Source organism: Neisseria sp. RH3002v2f (assembly GCF_014596375.1).
GTDB classification, from domain to species: Bacteria; Pseudomonadota; Gammaproteobacteria; order Burkholderiales; family Neisseriaceae; genus Neisseria; species Neisseria cinerea.
The window spans coordinates 90,181-114,427 of sequence record NZ_MAYZ01000023.1 but is presented as its reverse complement, the minus strand read 5'-3'; the positions used below and the strand labels follow the sequence as shown (position 1 = coordinate 114,427).

General features: G+C 51.3%; 27 protein-coding genes. 8 read left to right on the top strand and 19 right to left on the bottom strand.

Annotated features, from left to right (window positions below; translation table 11 throughout):
* Window positions 1-6: 6 nt before the first annotated feature.
* Window positions 7-828: an SDR family oxidoreductase gene (locus BBW69_RS07800; protein ID WP_003675013.1), complete on the bottom strand. Its 822-nt coding sequence runs from the start codon at window positions 826-828 to the stop codon at window positions 7-9.
* 115 nt (window positions 829-943) lie between these two features.
* Between BBW69_RS07800 and BBW69_RS07795 the strand changes: the two genes are divergently transcribed.
* Both BBW69_RS07795 and BBW69_RS07790 read left to right on the top strand, forming a co-directional pair.
* Window positions 944-1,402, top strand: coding sequence for a cytochrome c (locus BBW69_RS07795; protein WP_107960340.1), 459 nt, complete (start codon window positions 944-946; stop codon window positions 1,400-1,402).
* A gap of 5 nt (window positions 1,403-1,407) precedes the next feature.
* Window positions 1,408-2,088: a hypothetical protein gene (locus BBW69_RS07790; protein WP_223169982.1), complete on the top strand. Its 681-nt coding sequence runs from the start codon at window positions 1,408-1,410 to the stop codon at window positions 2,086-2,088.
* Window positions 2,089-2,110: 22 nt separating this feature from the next.
* Here BBW69_RS07790 and BBW69_RS07785 read toward each other — a convergent pair whose 3' ends face one another.
* Window positions 2,111-2,311, bottom strand: a complete 201-nt coding sequence (locus BBW69_RS07785) for a hypothetical protein (protein WP_188210957.1) — start codon at window positions 2,309-2,311, stop codon at window positions 2,111-2,113.
* A gap of 424 nt (window positions 2,312-2,735) precedes the next feature.
* Between BBW69_RS07785 and BBW69_RS07780 the strand changes: the two genes are divergently transcribed.
* From BBW69_RS07780 to BBW69_RS07755, 6 genes are all read left to right on the top strand, one after another.
* Window positions 2,736-4,961, top strand: coding sequence for an NADP-dependent isocitrate dehydrogenase (locus tag BBW69_RS07780; RefSeq protein ID WP_188210956.1), 2,226 nt, complete (start codon window positions 2,736-2,738; stop codon window positions 4,959-4,961).
* Window positions 4,962-5,103: 142 nt separating this feature from the next.
* Window positions 5,104-5,409 (top strand): hypothetical protein, encoded by a 306-nt coding sequence (locus BBW69_RS07775; RefSeq protein WP_107996674.1) that lies wholly within the window; start codon window positions 5,104-5,106, stop codon window positions 5,407-5,409.
* Between the two features lie 776 nt (window positions 5,410-6,185).
* Window positions 6,186-6,353 carry a hypothetical protein gene (locus tag BBW69_RS07770; protein WP_188210955.1) on the top strand — a complete coding sequence of 56 codons (168 nt, stop codon included), beginning with the start codon at window positions 6,186-6,188 and terminating at the stop codon, window positions 6,351-6,353.
* Between the two features lie 106 nt (window positions 6,354-6,459).
* Window positions 6,460-6,867 carry a hypothetical protein gene (locus tag BBW69_RS07765; protein WP_107860109.1) on the top strand — a complete coding sequence of 136 codons (408 nt, stop codon included), beginning with the start codon at window positions 6,460-6,462 and terminating at the stop codon, window positions 6,865-6,867.
* A 90-nt stretch (window positions 6,868-6,957) separates the two neighbouring features.
* Window positions 6,958-8,118, top strand: a complete 1,161-nt coding sequence (locus BBW69_RS07760) for a type I restriction endonuclease (RefSeq protein WP_188210954.1) — start codon at window positions 6,958-6,960, stop codon at window positions 8,116-8,118.
* A 289-nt stretch (window positions 8,119-8,407) separates the two neighbouring features.
* Window positions 8,408-9,241, top strand: a complete 834-nt coding sequence (locus BBW69_RS07755; protein WP_188210953.1) for a KilA-N domain-containing protein — start codon at window positions 8,408-8,410, stop codon at window positions 9,239-9,241.
* A gap of 45 nt (window positions 9,242-9,286) precedes the next feature.
* Here BBW69_RS07755 and BBW69_RS07750 read toward each other — a convergent pair whose 3' ends face one another.
* From BBW69_RS07750 to BBW69_RS07665, 17 genes are all read right to left on the bottom strand, one after another.
* Entirely contained in the window at window positions 9,287-12,340 is a 3,054-nt protein-coding gene (locus BBW69_RS07750) for a tape measure protein (RefSeq protein ID WP_188210952.1), read from the bottom strand.
* Window positions 12,341-12,371: 31 nt separating this feature from the next.
* Complete coding sequence (locus tag BBW69_RS07745; protein WP_188210951.1) at window positions 12,372-12,521, bottom strand: hypothetical protein; 150 nt, start codon at window positions 12,519-12,521, stop codon at window positions 12,372-12,374.
* A gap of 9 nt (window positions 12,522-12,530) precedes the next feature.
* The gene (locus BBW69_RS07740) at window positions 12,531-13,004 is read right to left on the bottom strand and encodes a D-Ala-D-Ala carboxypeptidase family metallohydrolase (RefSeq protein WP_107859889.1); all 474 of its coding nucleotides are present in this window, start codon (window positions 13,002-13,004) and stop codon (window positions 12,531-12,533) included.
* 145 nt (window positions 13,005-13,149) lie between these two features.
* Entirely contained in the window at window positions 13,150-13,614 is a 465-nt protein-coding gene (locus BBW69_RS07735; protein WP_188210950.1) for a hypothetical protein, read from the bottom strand.
* Window positions 13,611-14,078, bottom strand: a complete 468-nt coding sequence (locus BBW69_RS07730; RefSeq protein ID WP_101045456.1) for a DUF4376 domain-containing protein — start codon at window positions 14,076-14,078, stop codon at window positions 13,611-13,613. Before BBW69_RS07730 ends, BBW69_RS07735 begins: the two co-directional genes overlap by 4 nt.
* A gap of 9 nt (window positions 14,079-14,087) precedes the next feature.
* A complete protein-coding gene (locus BBW69_RS07725; protein WP_101045458.1) occupies window positions 14,088-14,750 on the bottom strand; it encodes a hypothetical protein in 663 nt (220 codons plus the stop codon).
* Between the two features lie 44 nt (window positions 14,751-14,794).
* Window positions 14,795-15,211, bottom strand: a complete 417-nt coding sequence (locus BBW69_RS07720) for a hypothetical protein (RefSeq protein ID WP_188210949.1) — start codon at window positions 15,209-15,211, stop codon at window positions 14,795-14,797.
* Complete coding sequence (locus BBW69_RS07715; RefSeq protein WP_188210948.1) at window positions 15,211-15,372, bottom strand: hypothetical protein; 162 nt, start codon at window positions 15,370-15,372, stop codon at window positions 15,211-15,213. Before BBW69_RS07715 ends, BBW69_RS07720 begins: the two co-directional genes overlap by 1 nt.
* Window positions 15,373-15,383: 11 nt before the next feature.
* Complete coding sequence (locus tag BBW69_RS07710; protein ID WP_188210947.1) at window positions 15,384-15,719, bottom strand: hypothetical protein; 336 nt, start codon at window positions 15,717-15,719, stop codon at window positions 15,384-15,386.
* Window positions 15,706-16,026, bottom strand: coding sequence for a hypothetical protein (locus BBW69_RS07705; RefSeq protein WP_188210946.1), 321 nt, complete (start codon window positions 16,024-16,026; stop codon window positions 15,706-15,708). The genes BBW69_RS07710 and BBW69_RS07705 overlap by 14 nt, the downstream gene beginning before the upstream one ends.
* Window positions 16,027-16,488: a hypothetical protein gene (locus BBW69_RS07700; RefSeq protein ID WP_188210945.1), complete on the bottom strand. Its 462-nt coding sequence runs from the start codon at window positions 16,486-16,488 to the stop codon at window positions 16,027-16,029. It abuts the gene before it with no gap.
* A 66-nt stretch (window positions 16,489-16,554) separates the two neighbouring features.
* Complete coding sequence (locus tag BBW69_RS07695) at window positions 16,555-16,863, bottom strand: hypothetical protein (RefSeq protein ID WP_188210944.1); 309 nt, start codon at window positions 16,861-16,863, stop codon at window positions 16,555-16,557.
* Window positions 16,864-16,937: 74 nt separating this feature from the next.
* Window positions 16,938-21,641, bottom strand: a complete 4,704-nt coding sequence (locus BBW69_RS07690; protein WP_188210943.1) for a phage tail protein — start codon at window positions 21,639-21,641, stop codon at window positions 16,938-16,940.
* Window positions 21,642-21,656: 15 nt separating this feature from the next.
* Complete coding sequence (locus BBW69_RS07685; protein WP_188210942.1) at window positions 21,657-22,088, bottom strand: NlpC/P60 family protein; 432 nt, start codon at window positions 22,086-22,088, stop codon at window positions 21,657-21,659.
* 1 nt (window position 22,089) lies between these two features.
* Entirely contained in the window at window positions 22,090-23,376 is a 1,287-nt protein-coding gene (locus tag BBW69_RS10015; protein WP_223169981.1) for a DUF2163 domain-containing protein, read from the bottom strand.
* Window positions 23,373-23,972: a DUF2460 domain-containing protein gene (locus BBW69_RS07670; RefSeq protein WP_188210941.1), complete on the bottom strand. Its 600-nt coding sequence runs from the start codon at window positions 23,970-23,972 to the stop codon at window positions 23,373-23,375. The genes BBW69_RS10015 and BBW69_RS07670 overlap by 4 nt, the downstream gene beginning before the upstream one ends.
* Window positions 23,972-24,238, bottom strand: coding sequence for a hypothetical protein (locus tag BBW69_RS07665; protein WP_118898620.1), 267 nt, complete (start codon window positions 24,236-24,238; stop codon window positions 23,972-23,974). The genes BBW69_RS07670 and BBW69_RS07665 overlap by 1 nt, the downstream gene beginning before the upstream one ends.
* Window positions 24,239-24,247 lie beyond the last annotated feature (9 nt).

Below are 24,247 nucleotides of genomic sequence, written 5' to 3'. Positions count from 1 at the left end.
CCTCGCTCATTTGAACCAAGACTTAATGCGGGCAAACAGCGACATACTCTGCTTCTCAAAATTTCCACGAACTTCAGGCATATCCTTTTTAATTACCCTCATGCCCGCAAAAGTCTGGGCCACAGGCATAATTTCAATTGTATTCACATTCATGTGGGCAGGACGCCGGTACAGCCACAATGCCGTATCCGCAATATCTTCGGGGCGTATAAATGCCACACCTTCATACACGCCTGCCGCACGCGCATCATCACCTTTAAACCGCACGTTGGAAAACTCCGTATTGCCGCACAAACCCGGCTCGATATTGGTAACACGGATATTTTTGTCTGCCAATTCGGCACGGAGATTCAGGCTGAACTGACGTACAAACGCTTTAGTCGCGCCATAAACATTACTGCCCGGATAGGCATAGCTGCCTGCAACCGAACCTAGGTTCATCACATAACCGCCGCCCCGAGCCACCATGTTCGGCAAAATCTTGCGCGTTAGAAACGTCAGGCCCAACACATTGGTCTGAATCATCGTTTCCCAATCTCCGAAATCCGCCGTATCCGCCGTATCCAAACCCAATGCCAAACCTGCATTGTTGATGAGGCAGTCAATGTCTGCGAACGCTTCCGGAATCACATTTAAGGCGTTTTCTACCGATTCGCGGCTCGACACATCCATTTCCAAAGGATGAAACAGCCCGCCCAACTCATCCGCCAAAACCTGAAGCCTGTCCGTACGGCGTGCTGCACCGATTACGCGGTAACCCGCCCCGACAAACGCACGGCACATCGCCTCGCCAAAACCGGCAGAAGCACCCGTAATCAAAACCGTCATCCGTTTTCCTTTCTTTGCTCGTTTCCCAAACCCGTTTCAGGTATCATTGCGACTTTCAGACGGCATGACCGCCTGATTCAAAACAACCATACCACCACAACAGGACACATTCAACATGAAAACCCAAATCAGCCTTGCTGCCGCCGCCATCACACTGCTCCTTTCCGCCTGCGGAGGCAGCGGAATACCTTCCCAACCCAAAGGTGAAATTTCCGAAAACCGTACTGCCGCGTTCAAATCCATGATGCCCGAATTCACACGCATGGGCAAAATGGTCAAAGACGAAGAACCTTACGATGTCGAAAAATTCAAACAGGCGGCCGCGGCGTTTGCCGAAAGCAGCAAGAAACCGTTCACACTTTTTGAGTCCGATCCGCAAGGCAACGGGCGCGCACTGCCCGCCGTTTGGTCCGATGCTGCAAAATTCAAAGCCGAAGAAGAAAATTTCGCAGCAGCCGTCGAAAAACTCAATGCCGCAGCACAAACCGGCAAACTGGATGAAATCAAAGCCGCCTACAGCGAAACCGGCTCAAGCTGCAAATCCTGCCACGACAGCTTCCGCGCACCGGAATAAAAAACATGCCGTCTGCACCTACTTCAGACGGCATTTTCACATTGTTGAAGGAGTTTTACGGTCAAAACCGCTTTGCACTGGCTGTTGCACAAGGCAAGGTCAAAGTTTCGGGCAAATTCAAGGGCGCACTGATTAACGGCCTCGCCCTGAATACCCTGTTCTTCGGCGCGGAATATGCGACCGGAACAATGAAGGCGCTTTGGGCGGATGTAACGGGTAAAGCAATTCCAGCAAGCGGCGCGTATACCGTTCAGGCAACCGCACCCAATGGCGGTACGTTCGTTGAAGACGCGGGCGTGATGGGAAGTGATGGTACGGCATACATCAAGGTCGCCAGCAATCCGACAGCCGGTCAATACATGGTATCCGCAACAGGCTTGTACACCTTTAACGAGGCGGATAAGGGTAAAACCGTTTATCCGAGCTTTACCTACACCCAAGCCATGCCGTCAGCCAAGAAGCTTGATTTGTCAAACATGGCGATGGGCAACACGCCGACGTTTAAGCTGAGATACCTGACGCAGTTCAAAGGCAAAAAAGCCCTGTTGGAACTGGAAAGCGTAACCAGCGGTAAGTTGGGCTTGTTCTCAACGAAAAACGACGACTTCTCCGTCCCCGAAATCGACTTTACCGCCTCAACCGACGAGGCAGGCTTTAAAGTCGGTACGCTGTGGATTCAGGAGTAACGCCGTATGCCGTCTGAAACGTTCAGACGGCATTAGACGGTAAATTGTGCTTTTCTGACCACATTTTTAGGGCAGCTGCGATGATTTCTGCCTGCGTTTTACCGCTTTGGGCGGAGAGGCTTTCCAACAGGGCGATGTCTTCGAGCTTCATTTTGATGCCTTTGACTTTTACCCCGCGCTTCTCGTCGCTGCGTTTTTGTATTTCCGCTTTCGTCATTGCCATTTTGCGTGTCCTTTGCTATATTTGGGACTGGAGGCGGCGGCTACCGCCCCCAGTTGGTCAGTTTTTAGTAGGCATTAGCACTTGCCAACATGAAAACTGCAACCAAGATGAGAATTTGAAGAGTGCGCTTCATCTTCTTTCTCCCGTTTAACCCCTGCTTCGGTAGGGGTTTTCCCGTTTGTTGAACTACTCAACAGTAATAATTATAGGTTAACCTATAAAATAATTCAAGCTTTTTGTGTACCGCCGTGGATTTTTGTCCACGGCGTTTTGTTTTTTGAAAGCAGGAGTGTTTATATGACCGTACGAATAAACCCTATTCAGACACATATCCCAAGCCTCCAGAAATATGCCATAATAGCCACGCAGCGCGCCTTTTGCGCCGCATTCGAAAAGAAAAACCTAACCTACAAGAGAATATCCCATGACTAGCAAAGCTACCATTATCTACACCCATACCGACGAAGCCCCCGCGCTGGCAACCCAATCCCTGCTGCCAATCGTGCAGGCGTTTACCCGCCACGCCGATATTGATGTCAAAACCAGCGACATTTCTCTCTCCGGCCGTATTTTGGCGGCGTTTCCCGAATACCTGACCGAAGCGCAACGCGTACCTGATGCGCTTGCCGAATTGGGCGAACTGGTGAAACAACCCGATGCAAACGTAATCAAACTGCCGAACATCAGCGCATCCGTACCTCAACTGACTGCCGCGATTAAAGAATTGCAGTCTAAAGGCTTTGCCGTTCCCGACTATCCTGCCGACCCTCAAACCGATGAAGAAAAAGCCGTACGCGAACGCTACGACCGCATCAAAGGCAGTGCGGTAAACCCTGTCCTGCGTGAAGGCAACTCCGACCGTCGCGCGCCTAAAGCAGTGAAAAACTTTGCGAAAAAACATCCGCACAGCATGGGCGCATGGACCAAAGACTCCAAAACCCACGTTGCCACCATGCAAAGCGGCGACTTTTTCCATAACGAACAATCCGTTACCGTACCTGAAGCGACTTCCGTATCCATCGTGTTCACCGACAAACAAGGCAACAAAAAAGAGCTGCGCGAGCCTGTTGTCCTGAAAGCCGGCGAAATCATCGACGCGACCGTGATGAGCAAAAAAGCCCTGCTCGCCTTCCTTGCCGAACAAGTGAAAGACGCAAAAGCTAAAGGCGTATTGTTCTCGCTGCACATGAAAGCCACCATGATGAAAGTGTCCGACCCGATTATCTTCGGACATGCCGTCAAAGTATTCTTCGCGCCTGTCTTTGAAAAATTCGGCGACAAACTGGCTGCCGCAGGCGTCAACGTCAACAACGGCTTCGGCAACCTGCTTGCCAATCTGGACAAACTGGATGCAGATACCCGCGCCGCCGTTGAAGCTGAAATCGCTGCCGTTTACGCTGCCAACCCTGATTTGGCCATGGTTGATTCCGACAAAGGCATCACCAACCTGCACGTTCCTAGCGATGTCATCGTCGATGCCTCTATGCCTGCAATGATTCGTAACTCCGGCCGTATGTGGGATAAAGACGGCAAAGCGCAAGACACCAAAGCCGTCATTCCGGACAGCAGCTATGCCGGCGTTTACCAAGCAACCATCGACTTCTGCCGCGAACACGGCGCATTTGACCCGACAACCATGGGTACCGTTCCTAACGTCGGTCTGATGGCGCAAGCAGCCGAAGAATACGGTTCACACAACAAAACCTTCGAAATCGAAGCTGACGGCCAAGTCCAAGTCATCGATGCAGCAGGTAATGTCCTGATGCAACACGACGTTGAAGCCGGCGACATCTGGCGTATGTGCCAAACCAAAGACGCTCCGGTTAAAGACTGGGTACAACTTGCTGTCAACCGCGCCCGTCTGAGCAACACGCCAGCCGTATTCTGGCTCGATGAAAACCGTCCGCACGACAAGAGCCTGCTCGCCAAGGTTAAAGCTTACCTTGCCGAACTGGATACCGACGGCCTCGACATCCGCGTCCTCGCTCCTGAAGAAGCCGCTAAATTCAGCTTAGGCCGTCTGAAAAACGGCGAAGACACCATCTCCGTAACCGGTAACGTCCTGCGCGACTACCTGACCGACTTATTCCCAATTTTGGAACTGGGTACCAGCGCGAAAATGCTGTCTATCGTTCCATTGATGAATGGCGGCGGTATGTTTGAAACCGGCGCGGGCGGTTCTGCACCGAAACACGTTCAACAATTCCTCGAAGAAAACCACTTGCGTTGGGACTCTTTGGGCGAATTCCTCGCACTCGCCGTATCGTTTGAACATCTGGCGCAAAAAACCAGCAACGCCAAAGCCCAAGTCCTCGCCGACACTTTGGATGCAGCCACCGAAAAACTGCTGTTGAACGACAAATCGCCTAAACGCAAAGCAGGCGAACTCGACAACCGCGGCAGCCATTTCTACCTCACCCTCTACTGGGCGCAAGAATTGGCAGCGCAAGACAAAGATGCCGAACTGAAAGCCGCATTTGCGCCATTGGCAGCCGCCTTGACTGCTGACGAAGCCAAAATCGTTGAAGAACTCTCTGCCGTACAAGGCAAAGCGGTCGACATCGGCGGTTACTACGCAGCCAATCCTGAAAAAGCCGCGCAAGCGATGCGTCCAAGCGTAACCTTTAATCAGGCACTAAACACCTTATAACCATAAAGGTAAAAATGCCGTCTGAACATTTATCGTTCAGACGGCATTAGTTATTCCTATCTGCCTGATTATGATTAAACGCAACACTCATTGATTATAAATAATATAATCTTTAGTTTTTACCCTAGGAAAAGACAATAATATGAAAGCTATTCCAACTATCCTGATCGGCAGCGCTCTTTTAGCAACCATCCTTCCTGCATCTGCACACGGCATGCATAAGAGTAAACCCCTGACTATGGATGAGCTGCCTCCGATTTGCCAACAATATTTCAAACGCGCCGAAACCTGTTACAACAAAGCCGGAAACAAGGCAAATTTTGCACGCAACAACACTAAATTCCTATTCCAAGCCCTACCTGCTGCCGACTTGAATCAGCGCAAGCAACTGTGCCAAATCGCCATGGATTCATTTGCAGAAAAAACCCGAGACCTGAATTGCGAATAAAGCCGCATCAGCAATAGTCATGCCGTCTGAAACAATGATTTCAGACGGTATCTTCACCTCAAAACGTACCGACTTATAAAGCCCGTCTCTCAGCCTCGCACCCCTAACCTATTAGCAGCAAGCGTAGGGAGGCTGTAGCCATTATAGTCATTCCTCAATGCTCTAAAAATTACCATGCACATTACCATTAAAAAAAATCGAACAAAAAAGAATCGGCATGAATGCGCCTGATCTAATTTGACGAGATTTGATAATATAACGTGATGATTTTTTATGGTAATTGACACGACACGAACAAAAAAACCGCCATGACTTCCGGCGGTTAATGTTTTCTGGCGGAAACGGTGGGATTCGACTAAATTTTATTTTATTGATTTAAATACATTTATTTCTTATAAAATTTTAATTTACCATAAAAGCAGCCATAAACAAAAATCTTGGAGGGTCATGTAATATTTTATTAAATCAATATATAAAACCGCCTGATTTTTCAGGCGATTTTTACATAAAACGCTTGATAATTATGTCTATACATAATATAATACATCTATCTGATAAAGAAAAGCCCCGAAGCGGCAACTTCGGGGGCTTATCGGATAGAAAGGAGGCTTGAAGAAATGGCGAAAGTTATTTTATTCCTGTTTCTTTTGTTAGTTTGCTCTCCAGCCTACTAATGAAAAACTGAAATAACAAGGGGTGGCAGAACACCGCGCCCCTTTCGCCAACCTTTCTTCGAGCCATTTTACTACGATGGTTTTAAAAATCAAGGATTACATATGGTTGATGAAAAACTGGCCGAATATCGCAAACGGGCGGCAGCCAAGCGGACGATAAAAAATGTCTCTTTTAACAACGAAGCCGAGAAAGATTTACTTGAGTTTGCAAATAAAGTTGATTTTTCCCAATGGGTTAAAGAGAAAATCCGCGAAGAGATGCAAAAATAGCCCGACCGCCGCCAAGCCGCAAACTTGGCGGCTTCTTTATGCCGTCTGAAGTGTTTTAAGACGGCATTTTTCTTTGATTTTGTTGGTGGAAAGGGTTAATCAAGCTATGAATCAACAAGAATTTGAATTTATGAACGACTTGGCGCGTGCTTTTGAGCGTCGTTACCGTGATACGCGCAGCCTAAATAGATGTTTGAGTATCGAAGGCCGCTATATGGGGGAGGAGGTTTCCCCGCATAAGCCTGAAATCGGCTTGAGATACGGCGAAGATGCCATGTTTCTGACTTTGCAGGCATGGGCGAAGGTGGATGCGCCGCAACAAGAGGCCGTCCGTATTTCGTTCGGCATCGGTGCGAAGTCGCAGGCAGCCTACGAGGAACGTTTGCAGGCTGAAATCAGGCGGCGCGGCGAGAAGCTCCTGCATTCGCAGACGGATTTGGGCTTGGCCGCGTGGTACGGGGCGATACGGCAGGCGGCAGGGGATGATTTTGATTTGCTGTTTGAGAAGATTTGATTTTCTTTTCGGTTGCGCTATGATTGCGAAAATTAACACTTCTTAATGGAGTGGGAATTTGCCCAATCAAATTTAACCAAGGAGATTAACATGAATGCGGCGGCTGTAAGTGCGGTATTTAAAGAACGGATTGCTTCCCATGCGGAACATGTCAAGAAGGTTGCACATATCTGTACTACCGAGGAGACGACAAAACAGGCTTTGATTTTGCCTTTATTGGATATTCTAGGTTTTTCGGCATTCGATCCGAATAAGGTTCGGGCGGAATACCAGGCGGATTTCCCAGGTGCAAAATCAGGGGAGCGGGTCGATTACGCATTGTTTTGCAACGGCGCACCGGTTATGTTTATCGAAGCAAAATCATATACCGAAAATTTGTCCAATCATTGTCCGCAGTTGTCGCGTTACTTCAATGCCACGCCTGAAATAGCCATTTGCGCGATTACCAACGGCCGGGAATGGCGATTTTTTACCGATTTGTCCAACAAGAACATTATGGATTCGGAGCCGTTTTTGACCGTTGATGTTACGATGTTGAATGAAAATGATATGGCGCAACTGTATCAGTTCAGGCACGACAAGTTTCAACCTGATGCATTGCGAAGCCTTGCGGAAGAAAGCATATATCTGACGGCATTTACAGAATCAATTACAGAAAGCTTGAAAGAGGTGGATTTGGATTTCGTCCGTTATGTGGCGGGAAGGGCGAATATTCAACGGCAGTTTACCCAACGATATTTGGAAAGCATCCGTCATATCGTCAAACAGGCTGTTCAAAATACGGTTAGTTCAATGGTTGTATCGGGGCTGAGTGCGCCGAAAGTGCAGGAGGAGGCCGCCCCTGTTGAGAAGGAGCAGGAAGACCCGACCGCGCCGATTATCGACCCCGAAAACAATAAAATCGTTACCACTTATTCAGAAAGAAGGTTGTTTGATTTGGTTAAATCAATTCTTCATGATGATGCGAGTATCGAGGCAAAGGATATGGAAAGCTATTTCGGCGTATTGGTTGATGGTAAAAGTAACAGGTGGATATTACGGTATTTTGACAACAAACAAAGGCCGTCTGTAATCTTCCCTATCGAATTGGAAGAGTCAGATATTTCGAATATCGAACGATGCGGACTTGAGGTATCAGGCAATCAAGTTATTATTGATACGCCTGAAAATCTGCTTCGCGTTGCTTGGTTGGTTATTGATTCTTACCGATTCTGTTGTGATGACGAGAATTTTAAACGCAAACCCAAATAAGGTAACAAAACCCCTTGCATGTGCAGGGGGTTTGTTTTATATTCCCACTCACGAGGCGTCGAAAACCTCTTCCTACACGGCATTCACCCCGTCAGCGTGAATTTTTTACGTCCATAAGTTTTCTTGTTTGGTTGTTTGTTTCGATATATCCGAACTGGTTTCCTATGGCCGCGAGGGCTGCGAATACAATACCTGTTCAACAGGGAATAAGCACGGCTCTTGTAGGGAGTTTTCGAACCTCGCGGCCGCCTATTCGGGCAACTTCGAAAACAACCTACAGGAAACTATCATGAACAATTCAGTTCAAATCTCTAATATCTCTATCCATCAAACCGAAAACGGCTTATTCAGCCTGAATGATTTACACCGCGCTTCAGGCGGAGAAGACAGACACGCACCGCGCCGCTGGCTTCAAAATATACAAACTAATGATTTAATTAAAGAACTTGAAAAAGACGGAAAACCGTCTATTCAATCAAAACAAAGACTTGGTACTTTTGTTTGTCGCGAACTGGTTATTGCCTACGGGATGTGGATTTCACCGAGATTCGCCTTGCAAGTGATTCAAACGTTCTTGGCGGTTTCAGACGGCATAAAAACAGTTACCGCCAAAACCACCGCCGATGACCGCACCGGATTGCGCCAAGCCGTCGCCGCGCTTGTCGGACGCAAAGGCATAGACTACTCCTCCGCGTACAGTATGATACACCAACGCTTCAACGTCGAAGCCATCGAAGACATCCCCGCCGAGAAGCTGCCCGAAGCCGTCGCCTATGCCCACGCGCTGACCCTGCACACAGGCTTGACAGGAGAAATCCTCGACCGCGAACCGTTACCCGCGCCGCAACCTGCCCTGCCCATAAGCGGCAACGCCCTGTACGACCTCGCCGTCGCCGTCAGATACGGCGCGTGGGCCATCCAAATGGGCAGAGACGTTTCCCTGCCGCTCAAGCAGCTCGGCTGCAAACAGGCGGTAACGATGTGGACGGTCTGGGCGGAAACGCGCAGCCGCCTCAAAGCCGCCGCAAACGCCCTTGAAGCCCTAAGCGCACACGCCGACGCGGAACACGCGGCAAAAATCCGCCCGATACTGCCCGAAATCCGCAACCTGTCAGCGGTTTGACGCGCAGGTAACAGCAATGCCGTCTGAATTTCAGACGGCATTTTCTCAGACAAATTTAAAGTCCCGTTTCATCTGTTTCAACAGCTTCGCCAAATCGTTTTTATGGATGAAGTCGCCTCCTGTCGAATTGATGATGATGGTGCTGTCGCTGCCTCCCTGCTGACCCGCCATTTCGCGGATGGTTTGGGCGTGTTCTGCCGGTAAGACCATCTCGTTCTCGTGCAGTTGGGTCAGCGGGTTGATGCCTGCCGGAATGTCCCAGCCGCCTGCTGCCGACGGTATGCGCGTTGTGGTCGTGGAGGTTGAGGAACCGCCGCCGCCACCACCCATCAACCCCATCACCGCCGCCATCATCGCCGCCATTGCTGCAACGGCAAGAATCGGGCCAACATACGGAATAGATGCCTGAGAAGCTGCCGCGCCTGAAGCTGCCTGCGTAGCGTTCGCCCCTACAACAGCCGTTGTCTCGGTTGCTTTAGTTGCCGCCGTCTTAGCTGACGCTGCCGTTTCCAGTGTTTCCCTTGTCCCAAAAATCATCTTATAAATTGCCGATTCCTGAACCATGCGCTGCATCATGCCCATTAAAGGCTTTGTAACCATCTCTTGAATAAAGGTCTGACCCATACTCTTGAAAAAGTTATTCATCGCCGTTCGGAAATTCTGCGTCCTTGTCAGCATAGCGGTGAACGCCTGCCCCATCTGCTGTTGCGCTTCCTGCCAAACGTTCTTGCCGCCGTCTTGCAGCATTTCCATGACGTTGGGCGCGTCTTTTCGGCGTTGGTTTTCGCGTTTGCCCTCGTTCTTCGCCTGCGTCCGCTCGTGCCCCTGCCCCAATTCGCCCATTTGAGCCTTGAGCTTGTCGATTGCCGTCTGACTGTATGTCTGGTCTTGTTCGGCAAGGGCGATACGTTCCTGCAACGCATCATAGGCAATCTGGTAACGGCGGTTTTCAAACTCGATTTCCATATCGAGGCGTTCGAGTTGCGAGATACGCCCGTCTGCCAGAGCTTGGTCTGCCGCGTCTTTCTCCATCTCCAGCTTGTGCTTATCCAGCTTCTCCCATTCAGCCACCTGATTCATCTTCGCTTCGGTAGACTGCTTCGATAACTGGTCTTCAAGCGCCAGGATTTTCGTGCGGATTTCCTTGCCCGTTTTGCCGTTGAAATCCACCGTTGCCAGTTTCGCCCGCCAATATTCCGCCTCACGCGCCAAATCCCATTCTTGGTGTGTGAGCGTTTCGCGCTGCATTTCACGGTGTGCAAGTTTCTGGGCTTTGATTTCCTCTTCCCAAGCCTGCATCGGGTCTTTGGCCGCGCCCGAACCGCCCGAACGGGATTTGCCTCCTTTGCCGCCGCCATGATTTGCGCCCGGCTTTTTCTGAGCGGTTTTGGCGTGTCCTCCGTCGCCGCGTCCCTTGAGGGCATCGGCTTCGTGAATATCGGCGGCACGTTCTCGAACGGCGTTTACCATTGCGCCGGCGCGGTCTTCCTTCAAACTGCCAGCAATACGACCGCCAAGCCCGCCGTCATCCATCCGCCCCATCTGAACCTTGTTCAGCTTTTCAATGCCAGAAATGCCGACCATCGACGCGGCTTTGTTGGCAAAATCAATCATGCTGTTAATCATGCCGACCGCTTTGTTTATCATCCACTCAATCGCAGAGATAAACACGTTGCCGATGGTCTTGCCAAGATTGGCAAAGAACTGAGGCATATTATTGGCGGCTTCTTTAATCAGCATCCAGCCGGTTGCAAACGTGTTGATATAAACGTTCACATACGCACCGATTGCGCTTGAGATGATGCCCATCACACGCTCGAACAACGACGACCAGCCGCCCACGCTCTCACCAAGCCAGCCTGTCAGCCCGTCAAACCACGATTTGACGGTTCCCACCGCTTCCCCGATGGTTTCCGTGATGAGTTGCCAAACCGCCCGAATCACATCGGAAAGATTCGACCATCCGCCGCCGAAGACATCGATTTCATCGCCGAATCTCGCAATCAGCCCGATAACCGTACCGATGGCAACGGCAATAATTCCGAACGGGTTTGCCAGCATGGCAACATTTAAGCCCATGACCTGCGCCGTCGCAGCGGCAACAGCAACCGCGAAGCCTGCCACAATCGGCACAACCAAGGTCAAGTTATCCGCAATAAGCTTGATGATTGACGCGATGCCTGACATCGTGCCGCTGTCGTTCATCAGCTTGGAAACCATGCTTTGCCAGTTGTTCGAGAACGCGTTCAACGCCTTACCCATCGTCATAGGTATTTTCGCCGCCTGTTCGCCTAACTTTTCCGATGCGCCCGATATGGCTTTAAAAATCACATCCGCCGTCAATTGCCCTTCACTGCCCAGCTTTTTGATTTCAGCGCGGGATTTACCCATATATTCCGCAATGGTATCCAGCAGAATAGGTGCGGCTTCGGAAATAGATTTAAACTCGTCGCCCTGCAATACGCCGCTGCCTAAAGCCTGCGATAACTGCATCAGCGCAGCAGCCTGTTGTTGCGCGCCAACGCCGCCGATGGTCATCGCATTGTTGGTCGCCTCGGTAAATTTTAAAATTTCCTGCTGCGTGTAGCCGTAGTCCTTCAAGGCACGGCTTGTGGAAACGTACAGGTTTGCCGTTGATTCAAGCGATGCACCGGTATTGTTTGCCACATCCAATAACTGACGTTGTACGGATAAATATTCCGTTTCAGACGACGTGACCATTCGGACTTTGCTGTTTATCAACTGCATTGCATCGGCAGTATCAAGCACCGATTTTGCGAAGTCTGCGGTTGCGAATCCTGCCAGCAGTTTGGTCAGCCCCGACAAGCTGGAGCCGATTTTGCCCACTTCGGCTCTAGCCTTTTCAGACGCCTGTTGCACCTGATTGCCCACTGCTTCAAACCCCGCTTTCACATCGGCGTGGAAATTGCGTATGGTTTCGTTCATGCTGTCGATTGCAGCTTTAAAACCTTTTGCGGCATTGTCGCCGCTGCCGCGTATCTTTTCCGCCGCCTTATCAGCATCAGCGGCAGCCGAATCAAAACCCTGCTTCGCGTGGTTTTCTACCGTTATTCTGACCTTGGCTTCCAAATCGCTCATTTATAGCCCCAATAATAAAAAAGCCGTCTTTTCAGACGGCATAGCGTTTCAACATTTCCCGATAATTTGCCAATTCCCGTTCGGCAAATTCAAAGGCCTTCAAATCGGCGTTATCGCTTGCCTCTTTGCTTTTGGCTTCCCATTCTGCGATACGCGCTTTCAGAAATTCGATAGAGTTCATTGCCGCTCCTTAGACGTGCAAGCCCGACAAATAGACAGTCTTGCCGTTCTTCTTGGTTGCGGTCATGATTTGGTTACGCATAGGGCTGTTGCGACGGAATCCAATGTGTACCCATGCACCGTCCCCGCGTTCCGGGAACTCAAGAATCAACTGGTCGAACGTGATTTTCCCTTCGTCACGCATTTTGATGATTTCTTTCGCAAACGCCAAAGAAGTTAAGCCGATAGCATCGCAGTCAGCAGCTAAGCCGAAACGGTGGGCGGACGTTGGACTGCCGCCTACGAGCTTGTTCACGCGCTCACTGCGGAAACAGCTTGTAACGATGATTCCACGGCCAACATAGGCGCGGATTTTCTCAAGCTGCTGCGCCGTGTAATAGATGTTGTCCATTTCGGCAGATGATGGCTTGTTCTCAATACCGGCACGGCGTGCAGTTTCGCTGCGCGTCAATTCTTTAAAACTAAAGTGTTCAGTGATTTGCATTTTTTACTTCTCCATTAAAAAGGCCGTCTGATTTCAGACGGCCTGTCATTACTCTTCTTTATCGATAAATTTGTCAGCCGTTTTCTTGACCCACTTTTTCATCAAGCCGGGGCAAGAGTTTTCACGGTATCCATCGCATGGCCTGTCAAAATGCCCCTGATTTCGCCAACGCAGCCAAGTCGTTCGGGGAGAACCGCCAGCCGTCGTCTATGCCCATGACTTTCGCGCAAAACTCGGAGCAGAACCATTTGTTTGCGCTTTGGCGGATTTTCAAAACCGTGCCGATTGCGCCGGCCCAGTCGTATTTTTTACCCCGCGCCGCCTGCCACACTTCCTCAAGGTGCGAGGCGGGCACGGTTTCCAGCGGGATTAAATCCCACTTTTCAGAAGGCAACGGCATCACCTTCATCCTCACGCCGCCATCGCGTATTGAGGACGAGTAACAGGCGTAGCCGCCGCTGGGCAGCGGGTAGGCAATTTCGCAGTGCGAATAAATCCCGCGCGTAATTTTTCTGGTTATCCAATCCCCGAAACGGGCTTTGACCGAGGCAAAGCCCCAGCCCTCACGGTTGCCCTTGTACAGGGCAAGGTACAGCGTTTTTTGCGTCATAATTCCTCCTGATAAATTTTCATCCAACCGCCTGAATAGTCGTAATTCCACGGTTCGGATGACTGCTCCAAAAGCCTTTTGTGCTGCTCTGCGTTGGCAAAGTCTTTCTGCTCGTCCGTGATGAGCTTCAGGCTCAATTCGTCCAACAATGGGCGGGTCAAGTGGACGAAGCTGCCGTCCATCGTTTTCCACATCAAATCGGGCGGCAACGCAGGCAGCGTGCGCATAAAGGTGTATTGCTGCCGTGCTTCGTCTGTTGAGTGAAACCATTTGCCGACCGACTCGACATACACGCCGCCGCGCAGGTTTTCGTGCCGCTTCTGTTTGATTTCTTCCCACTTTTCCGCCGCCGCCCAATAGCGGGCGGTTTCGCGTACCGTTTCGGGCAGCAGCCATTCGCCGCCGTCCCAAACGTGGTAAGGCGTGGGCGGTCGGCGGTCGGGTAATGCTTGGTTCTCTTCCATAAAAACCTCTTAATAAATAAAACCCTGATTCCTCAATATGTCCAAACGCGGCCAAGCCTGGTCGGTCGGGTAGTTGAGGGCGGAAACGCGGATGTCGGGCGTGTCCCGGTCGGTCGGGATGTTCTCTTGGAAACCTAATGCGATAAAATTTGAATCGCTCATGCCGCCCAAATAAATGGTTCCATACAGGCTCGCGCCGTCTTTGTAGATACTGCCCACCAGAGAATCGGCAGAGCGGAAACCCTCTGGAATGCCGCCGGGCGGAATAATTCTCACGCCCTTCTCTTTAAATGCACCATGCCCGGCGAAACCGGGCGCGCCCCGTCTGACGATGCCGAACCAGCCCCACGAGCCGCCGCCGAAGGCGTAGAACACGGTATCGCCGATGCGGCGAATCTTGATAAAGACGTTGCCGAACAGGGAAGCGGTTTTCTTCAATTTGAGCCAGCCAGTATCACCACTGATGACTTTCCAATTCCTGCCGTTACCGGTCTTCAGCCAAAGCACCGCTCCGTCGGTTACGGCGTTGTCTTTATAAAGCGTTCCCTTCGGCTTTCCGTCCATCTCAGGCTTCAAGTCGGGTCTGCCGTCGCCATTCAACACCCCTGCCGCCGCGATTTCGGCGGCAACAAAGCCGGAAAAGCCTTCCAGCACGGTTTTTAAATTGCTCATGTCTTACTCCCCTATGGGGAAGCGCGGGGCTTCCCCGTGAAACCTTAAGCCAGAGCCGCCTTGTAGCTGTTTTTCAAGCCTTCCAGCGTGATTGACTCGATGGCGGTTTTAATCTCATCGGCGGTTTGCTTCGCCTCTGTGATTTTCTGCAACAGCACATCAGGCACGCTGCTGCCGCCCTCTTTCAGGCGATTCAGCTCGTCCGCCAGTTCTTTGAACGTGTCCAAAGATTCAGACGCACCGCCGATAAGCTCGGTTTTCAAGGTGGCTATGGCGGCGGTGTAGCCGCCCTCAATCTCACTTTTTGCCGTGCTGATTTTGGCATCGGCCGCCGTTCCCGCCGCATCGATGGCCTCCGTTTTCGCCGTGCCGATATTGGCGGTCAGGGCGGCTTTCAAAGCCTTGTTCTGTTCGCCAAGAAACTGTGCGAAGCTGTCCAATAAAGATTTCAAATTACCCATTACAAAACTCCCAAGTTGTAGTTAAAAACCAAATCCGCCAAGGTCGGCAGTTCCACAACCACCCCGTCGGGTGGCACAAAAGGCTTGGCGCAAGGCTCAAGCCGTACCGTGATGTCGGGCTTCCGAACCACGGTCACTTTCACTTCACGCTCGGTTTTCACAATTCCTCCTTTCACACTTGGCGCGTGATGTCGTGCAACAGGCGGATGCGCCCGCAGCACAGCGTCTTCACGCGCCCCGTGCCGTCCGTCATCTGCAAGTCGTAGGCGGCGTACTGCCACATCGCGCCGTCCGTCTTGTCGTGCGACACCGTGATTTGCACACTGTTTCCGTCAACCGCGATGCCGTCTGAAAGGCTTAGGTGTATCCGACGGCTACCTCCCATTTCCGGCACGATGTCCATATCGAACGAGCAGCCTGCGAAGTCGACAGGTTCGCCCTCCGACTCAAAAACCAACGTTTCCAACTCGTCATCGCCGCGATACCACTCGAAGTTAATTTTTTCCATCGTCCTTTACCCCCGTTACCTTTTCAGCCAAGCCGCCCAAGTAACCACGCAGAACCTTAGGTGCGAGCGCGCGCACCGTATCGAGCGCATGACCCGTCATAATGCCCACGAACACCCCTGCTGCCGCGCACGTCCACACCTGGTTCAGCGGCACGAAACGTTCGGCCACAGCCGCCGCCGCGATTGCAGAAATAAAAGCCTCCAGAACAGCCTGCATCGGGCGGTCGTGTTCCTGAAGGCTTGCCCACACGCCGCCCAATACACCTCCTGCCGCCGCGAAGAGCAGCCCGAACTGCATAAACCCCATTCAAGCCACCTCATCTTTCCCTTTCGTGAACAAAAACTTCAGCGTATTGTTGCCAGCCAACGCACAGAGGAACGCCAACAGCGGCGGGATAACCATCCCCGTATGTGCAGGCGGGTATGCGCCCCAAAATGCAACGGAAACAAGAAACCAGATAAACCCTGCCAAAGTCAGCAAGTACGCGCTGGCAACATTTGCCCGAAAGCCTCGAAACATCAGCAACGCCGTCTGAAGCAGCCCCACCACGCCGAAGATGACGACCAGCCATATTTCAGGCAGGTTGTGGAATTTGTAGTAAATACGCCATGAATAAATATCGTCGGGAGAGAGCGCGAAAACCGCCGCGTAACCCAACAATCCCAATCCGCTGACCATCTCCAAAGCCCGTGTCCCCGTGCCGAACAACCACGCCTGAAAACGGGAGGGCAGCGACCGCCAATCTAGTAAGAAAGCTAACCTGTTCATAAAACACACCCAAAAAACAAACCGCCGCAAAGCCAAAGCCCTGCGGCGGTCATGCCGTCTGAAAACTTATTCTGCGTAGACCGGTTCGGCATTTGCCGTAACGTAGCCCGATTCCGCCCCTACCGCGCGGCGGTACAGCCAATCGCGGTCAACCGTTTCCATATCCGCGCCGTCAAAGGTCAGCGTGTGGGAACAAAGATAGCGTTTACCGTCCTTGTAGGCTTTCTCAGAGACATAGCCGTTCAGTGTTGCCGAAACCGATTTGAACTTGTAATCGATACTTGCATATTCAATTACATGCCAGGCGGCAACCGCGCCCGTGTCTCCGTCTTCAAACTCAAAGCGCAATGCTTTTACTTTTTTCGATTCGTCCATTTGTTACCTCCATAAAAAAGCCCGCTTTCGCGGGTATGAAAAAGCCGCCCTTTCGAGCGGCGGGATTTACAGCATTACCAGACTTCATCCTTACGGGATTCGGGAATCAGCACGCGGATGTTTCTAAGTTCAACCCACTGCCAGTCTTGTTCGCCTATAAGGTCGATACTTGACATAGTTGATACTGTACTCAGTTCTTGTGTGAACAGTTTGAACTCTCCGTTATGATTGCGACTACTATACTCCTTTATAGTCCTCGCCTCAGGATGATAATTCCAGTATATACCAGTGGCCCAACTGGTATTGGTATCAACTCTATATTCAAAAGACAAACCATAGATATTATTAGGTAGACTCAAACTCGCTGCATATAAGATTGGTCTATTTGTTCCAGGTAATCCTATCCTATTTTTATAGTTTGGGTGGACCCTAAGTGTCAGGCTGTCTTTAAATACCCTCCAGATTTTAGTTCCAGATAAATCCTTGTATTCAGGGTCTGAGGGAGAGAGGTATGAAGTTGTTACACCACCTAATAATTTAATCACTTTATAGGCGTTATCCCTATTTCCCTCTTTCTGGTGTTCCAATCTGATATTAACTGCACCAGTAGGTATGGTAATCCATACTGTTTCCACTAAAATAGTAGAGATACTTGATGTAGTTTTATTTATCGGTTGAGTTACAATTCCTTCAGCTTTTATTTCAATCACATCGTTGTTGATGGTTAGCCTTAGTGTACGTGGGTTGGCTGAATTAGGTACATATACGTGGCGCCTTGCGTTTTCAGACCATTCTAGAATAGCTGGAGCAGGTTCAGCATTTAACAGGATTTCAACCTTAATCATCCTTACCAAGTCATCCGGTGGCAGTGTTAATTCCCAAACGTTCTCTGAAACCTGCCGCATCCTATGAACCTTCATCACATCGCCCTCGATGCGCGAAGCCTTAATCATGCCGTTGAAATAACCCGAATCTGCCTCAATCCGTCCGCGTATCACGGCATCGTTTGCGGTCAATACCCCGTTTTCAGTTACGGAGAATTTTCCGTCGCCGATACTCAGACTGCCACCCGTGATGCTTCCAAGATTGGAAGATACCGCGCTCAAACTGGTAACGTTCATTTTATCGGCAGTAACGGAGTTTGCCCCGATTTCCCGCGCCGTTACGCTTCCGGCTTTCAGGCGGTTAGCGTCCAGCGTGTTTGCCGTGATTTTGTCGCCGTGAATATCCCCGGCGTTCAACTTATCGACAATAGCCTTGCCGTTTACCACCAATTCGCCGTTTACGCCGACACGATTTTTCTGCGTATCCACCACGAACGGGAACACATCCGCCTTCCCAGTCGCACCAATACCGAAACGGTCGGCATTCACAATGAACTTACTTTCAGGCGTACCGTTTTTCGGCGTGGTAGCCAAGCCAAAGCCTGCTACCCTGCCGTTAACGTCAACCTTGACCGTGTACTGCGCCTCCAAGCCGTTGATACTGCGGGCATGGGTTTGTACCGTCGCCTTATTGCCGTCAGCCGTTGATTCCGCTGCCGTGATACGTTCGCCAAGTGATTTGATATCGCCTGTTGCCTGAGTCAGTGTGTGTTGAACCACCTGAACCTTGCCACGAACTTCCTGCAAACCGTCATTGTCTTCAGGTGCCGGTGTCCAATCGGTCGCTACCGTTCCGCGTTCCAGTTTCACATTTAAAACCTTGATGGATTCTGATGTCTGATACCGCGCCTGAACGATGATGCTGCGTAGAGCTTTGACCTCTTTGGCAACCGTGTGTCTGGCAACAAGACGTTGTTTCAGCGTTTTTGTCGTACCGCTAACTGCCTCTCCATACCAGCAGTCGAAATAACCGATAGAGTTGTCGGCATAGGTTACGGAAAATTCCGCACCGATACGCGGGTATGGTTTGCCGTATGGCGATGTAGCGTTTGTCAGCTCGATGTCGCACGAGATAATCAGGCTGTCGCCTTGCTTCAGTTCCAAAGCAGACGAAACGTCGATAGTAACGTTTTTGGTCTGATTGTTCCCGCTGACTCTCAACACTTTTGCTTCGTTACCCGTTGAAAGGGCGTAGTTTCTTCCCCCTACCTCAAACGCATCAAGCCTGGAAGAAAGGGTCTGTACTTCTCTTTTACTGTCCTCCTTCGCGTTTTTGATACGCTCATTGACACTGCCTGTACCGTTGCCGTCAATCAGGTTGATTTTATCGCGCAAAGCCTGATTCAGATTGCTTTCCGACAGGTCGTTTGTCGATACATCGTAAACAGTAAACGATACGCTGCTGCTGACTCTCAAATTATCTTTGCCGAAGCTGTCATAACCCGCTGCGCGCAGATGGTAGGTCTTGTCTTTCTCCAGCGGTTTGCCGTTGCATTTGGCGATGGTTACAAACGTTTCCGCGCCGTCATAGACTTTGTTTGCGTCCGTGGTCGGGACGGCTGCGTTTTCAGAAACCCAAACGATGATGCCGGCGAAATCTTCTTCGGCAGGTTTTTGGCAGGTAAAAAACGCCTGTTTCAAACCGCTGTCGATGGCAATACCCTGCAACGCTTGAATTTGCGGATTTTGCGCCGCGATTTGCGCCCAGTTGCCTGTCTTGCCGGTAACGGCACGACCGCGAACCTTGAAGACAATATCTCGTACCTGACCGCCGTCAGATTTCATATCCGCCTGAGTGTAGGTGTAGCTGTTGTCAACGATACCGCTGACTTCACGCAGACGGCGTTGGCTGTTACCTGCGTAGATTTCCACATCGTAGGTATCCGCTCCGTCCAATTTATCCCAAGCGATGACGGCTTCTTTTCCGTATGCCCAAGATGATGTCAGGCGCAGGTTTTGAATCTGCCCGAGCGGCGCACCTTTGATGGTATAGGAATACGCCGGCACTTCTGCCAAATCTTGAATACCGCCGCTGAAGACATTGTATGAAACCAGTTTGACCCAAACCGTGCGACCAATCCAGTTACGCGGAACGGCGTATTTGAACAATGCTTCATCAATGCGCGCAAACTGGCTGCCTGTCGCGTGTGCATTGATGGCAGAGCCATACGCGCCGCGCGTCAGGTTGCCCAATGTGTAACGACCTACGCCTTTCAGTTCGGCGTTGGCGTATGCCAGAAATTCGCCGTCAACGTAGCACAATGTCAGCAAATCGCGGCTATCCTGCTCCGTACCGCCCGTAAGCTGCCCCGCTGAAATTTCCACGCCTAATGTATTTGTGCGGTCAAAAACCGCGCCATTCGGCAAAGCGGCGGTCAGCGATCCGAAACGCGCCTTATGGTTGACCGCGCCGACACGGGTGTAGCTGTCGCCATCCGTTGACACCCACACTTCAGCACCGCCCCACATATCGCCTCCGGCGGTTGCCAGCCAGATTTGCGGTTCGCCGCCCGTCAGTTGCAACGGGGCTTCGAAAATCACCGGCACATGGGCATTGCCCGGCGAAACGTTGTAGTCAGCCGAATAACCCAGAGACGGCTGCGTCGGATATTCCGATACAGTGTAAACACCAACGGGGTAGTCTTCAGCTTTAACGGACAATACACCCTCTTCATCCTCTTCAATCTCCGTGATTCGGACGGGCGTTTTATTCAAGCCAAGCCCTGCGTCTGTCAGGGTTACGATGTCCATCGGCTCTAGTAGGCAGTATTTCCAACCCAGCTTAAACTCATATTCGTTGCGGACGTACAGGGCGCGTTGCAGCAGTTGTTGTGCCACTTTTTGCGCCACCTTCGCATCACAAATGCCGTGCATCTTGATCGCGTCTTTCGGGCGCAATCCGTACTGCTCGATATTCGCTTGGTCTTTCACTTCCGCGATGGCAACGTTGTAATCGTTGTTCCTGTCAAGGTACTCGACCTGAATCTGATTGAACGCATCGGCATTGGTTTTGCGCTCAACCTTTACAGGGTCTTGCGCGCCCGAAACGATAAAATCGTCATCGGTCAGGTCGTATATGGCTTTGTTGTCGGCAACATACACCGCACCATTCCCCGAATAGCTGCCGTCCCCGTAGGGGATGATTTTCAGACGGCCTTGCGAAAATACCGCCGCGCTGTTGGTCTGCTCCAGCAGCTCGGAAATATTCCGTTGCGCCTCCCCCTGTTCCGTGTAGGCAGGGCTTAGGAAAATACCGACGGCGCGGCAATAATTACTGTATCGGTCGGTATCGCCGATGTTTTGGGACGGGAAACCGCAGCCGTAGCGTTGGTTTGTCAGCAAATCCAATACGATTTCGCGCGGGTTTGCATCGGGGATATTGCCGGAATAGCCCAATTTCCCGATGACCTCGAAATTGTGCTGATATATTTGCGCCGATTTCGTCAGTTCGTAGTTCGGGCTGCACAAATAAGCCGTGCCTGAATAATTCAACGCCTGGTCTTGGTGCTTCGCCTGTTGCAGGTGCGTCCACAACGGTTGCTCATCGCCGCCGCGCATAAGCGTCAGACGCAACTGTGCCAGCGAATCGAATTTCTCCTTTTCGCGCCAAATCCGCCCCACGCCCTGAATTTCACCCTCGCACAAGGCAAGCATAACGGCGGCTTCGTAGGTGTATTTAATGTCTTCCTGCGTTATACCGCCCCCGCCCTTACCGCCCTGCCGCGTCGTGGTTTTATGCTCGATGGTAACGAAATCGCCGTACCAAATCAGATTACCGGCAACGCGCGTCCTGCCGTAGATGACGGGCAGGGTCAGCCCTTGTGATGACTGCTGAACCTGTAACGATAAGATACGCTCTTCCGCTGATGTAATAGTTGACGATTTACCGCCCATGAATGACCTCGAAAATCAAAATGAAAATGTAAAAAACCGCACCTCACGCCCGATAAGTTCGGCTTGGTTGATGTCGTCCAACACCACGCCGCGCCCGATGTAGCTGTGAATAATCTTGCCGTCGCCTGCTAATATGCCGCCGTGCGAAAACGACCGCCCGAAACGCCATACTGCGATGTCGCCCGCCTGCGGCGATTTCGTCTCACGGCAAAATTGCGTGATAAACCCTAAATAACGCTCGGAATCGCGGTGCAAATGCCAATCTTGAGGGTAAGGGCGCGGGTCGAACCCTTCGGGAAGCAATCCGACCGCTCCATAGACGGCGACCAGAATCATGGCGCAATCCACGCCCGCGCCTTTTACCATCGCGTGATGATGGTACGGCGTGCCAAGCCATGACCGCGCTTCTTCGACGATTTGCTTTCTCAAATCTATTTCAGACGGCATATCACACCACCGTATCTGCCGAAGGGATAAATGGGAAGCCGCGAAAATGCACGATGTTGTTAAACTTATCCTTACAGGTATCGCGCCGCTTGTTGCAACCGGGATAAACCTTGAACACATCGCCCGCTTGCGGCGGGAATGGCAGGCGTAGGGCAAACTCGAACGTATTGCCGCTATGCACCTTGACCGTCCTGCTCAAGCCTGCGTTTCGTCCGCTTGTAAACTTAATCACACCTTGCGAGAACCACCCGTCAGGCTGCGTCAGATTGTGTTTCAGCATAGTTCCCGTTTGGCTGTTTTCGGTTACACGCCCGTTTACCGTGAATTTCTCACGGTTGACCTTGCAGCCGTCGTCATAGAGCGTCCTCATGCAGCCGGCCTGATAGATGTTGCGCGGGCTGGAGACGTTCAAAAGCTCGATGTCGGATTTCACATCGACTTTTACAGACGACCTGCTACCCGATACGTCCGACACTCGCCCTGAAAAGATATTCACGGCACCAACGGGGCTAAGTTCGGTAAGAGAACCGTCAACATCGGCGGCAGACCGCAAATCAACGCCCGAAATCCGAATGGAATCGGACGTTTGGTATCGCGCCTGTATAATCAGGCTGCGGATTTCCTTGACCGTTTTGCCTGCCGGTATTGCATGCTTGAATGAAATCCGTTCACTCAGTGTTTTCTTGCTGCCGCTGACTGCCTCTCCATACCAGCAGTCGAAATAACCGACTGAGTTGTCCGTATAGGTTACAGACAGTTCGGCGCCGATTCGCGGATATGGCTTGCCGTAAATTGACGTTGCGTTTTCAAGCGCAATATCACATGACAAGACAAACTCGTTCGGCAAATCGCCGCGAACTTGCAGCGTTTTAGTCTCGGTTCGATTCACGCCCGAAACTTCTAAAACTGCGTCCGCATCTTCGACCATGTTGCCGATATTTGTAGCAGATGGTTTGAAAAACACGCGGTCTATCTTGACCCGCGCGCCGTCCAATACGCCTCCCAAAGCAGCTTCAGCCCATTGCAAGCCCTCAAGCCTGTAATCGGGCGCGGCTGAAATCTGCAAGGTATTGGAATCAACATCCAATCCGACGGCGATACGGGTTGCGCCGCGCTTGATAATCAGCTCGTGCGCCCCGTAGGTCTGACCGTCCCAAACGACGGGCATATCCGCGCCGGTATGTCGTAACACCTGACCGCCCGAAAGCGTGATGGTGTACAAATCCGCCATCTGAAACTCATCGCTGCCGTGCAGCAAATCAATCAGTTCTTTTGTCGCAATCTTCATAATTTGACGCTCGTAAACTCAATCTTTTTAGCCGCCCACAGGCTGCCCAGAACGTTTTCAAAATCTACCGTGTCAGACGTAAATCTCACGCGGAAATAAAAGCCGCCCGTCCATGTAATCGGGCGACCCGGCGTTTGCGGCGTGTTGAAAACCAAAACACCTTTATCGGTAACGGTGTAATCGCGCCCGTACGTCAAAGCCACGCCGCCAACCTTGACGGAGGGTCGTTCCTTGACTGCCAACACAGGCTCGATAAATCCGCCCATAGAGCGGACAAGCTGATAACGTGTAACGCCCTGCACCGTGTTTCCGACAGGCTGGTCGGTTACGGCGTTGTCGGTCGGGTCTTCGTAAAGGAAACTTTCAAAGCTGCCTTTGCGTGCATTGAAGAATCCCGCCAACTGCTCCAACTCGTTCACGGATGCTTTTGTCCGCAATACCTCGAACGACAGCGAAAACCGCCATTGCGGGTAAGTGTAGTAGGCGGTTCGGAACTCACGACCGCTTGCCGATTTCTGCGTGCCGGTACTCCACACCGCCGTCTTCTTTCGCCCCCACTTCAAGCCGGGAAACGTGGGGAAAATCGCATTACCCATTAGATTATTCCTTTCGCTTTCAGCAAGGCGTTAAATTCGTCTTCAGACAGTTCATTACCGCCAAGCATACCGATGGCTTCGGCTTCGTCCGCTTCGCTTTGTGCGACGCTCGACGACGGCTTGATGCCCATGTACGACGCTACCAAGATATGAACGGGCGGATGTTCGCGCCAATACTCGTTCAGGTGTTTGATACGCGGCAAATCCAAGTTGTCGGCGACGTAGTCCCACGTCCAGCCGGTAGAGGCGCAAACGTGGGCAATCATCGCCCCGAA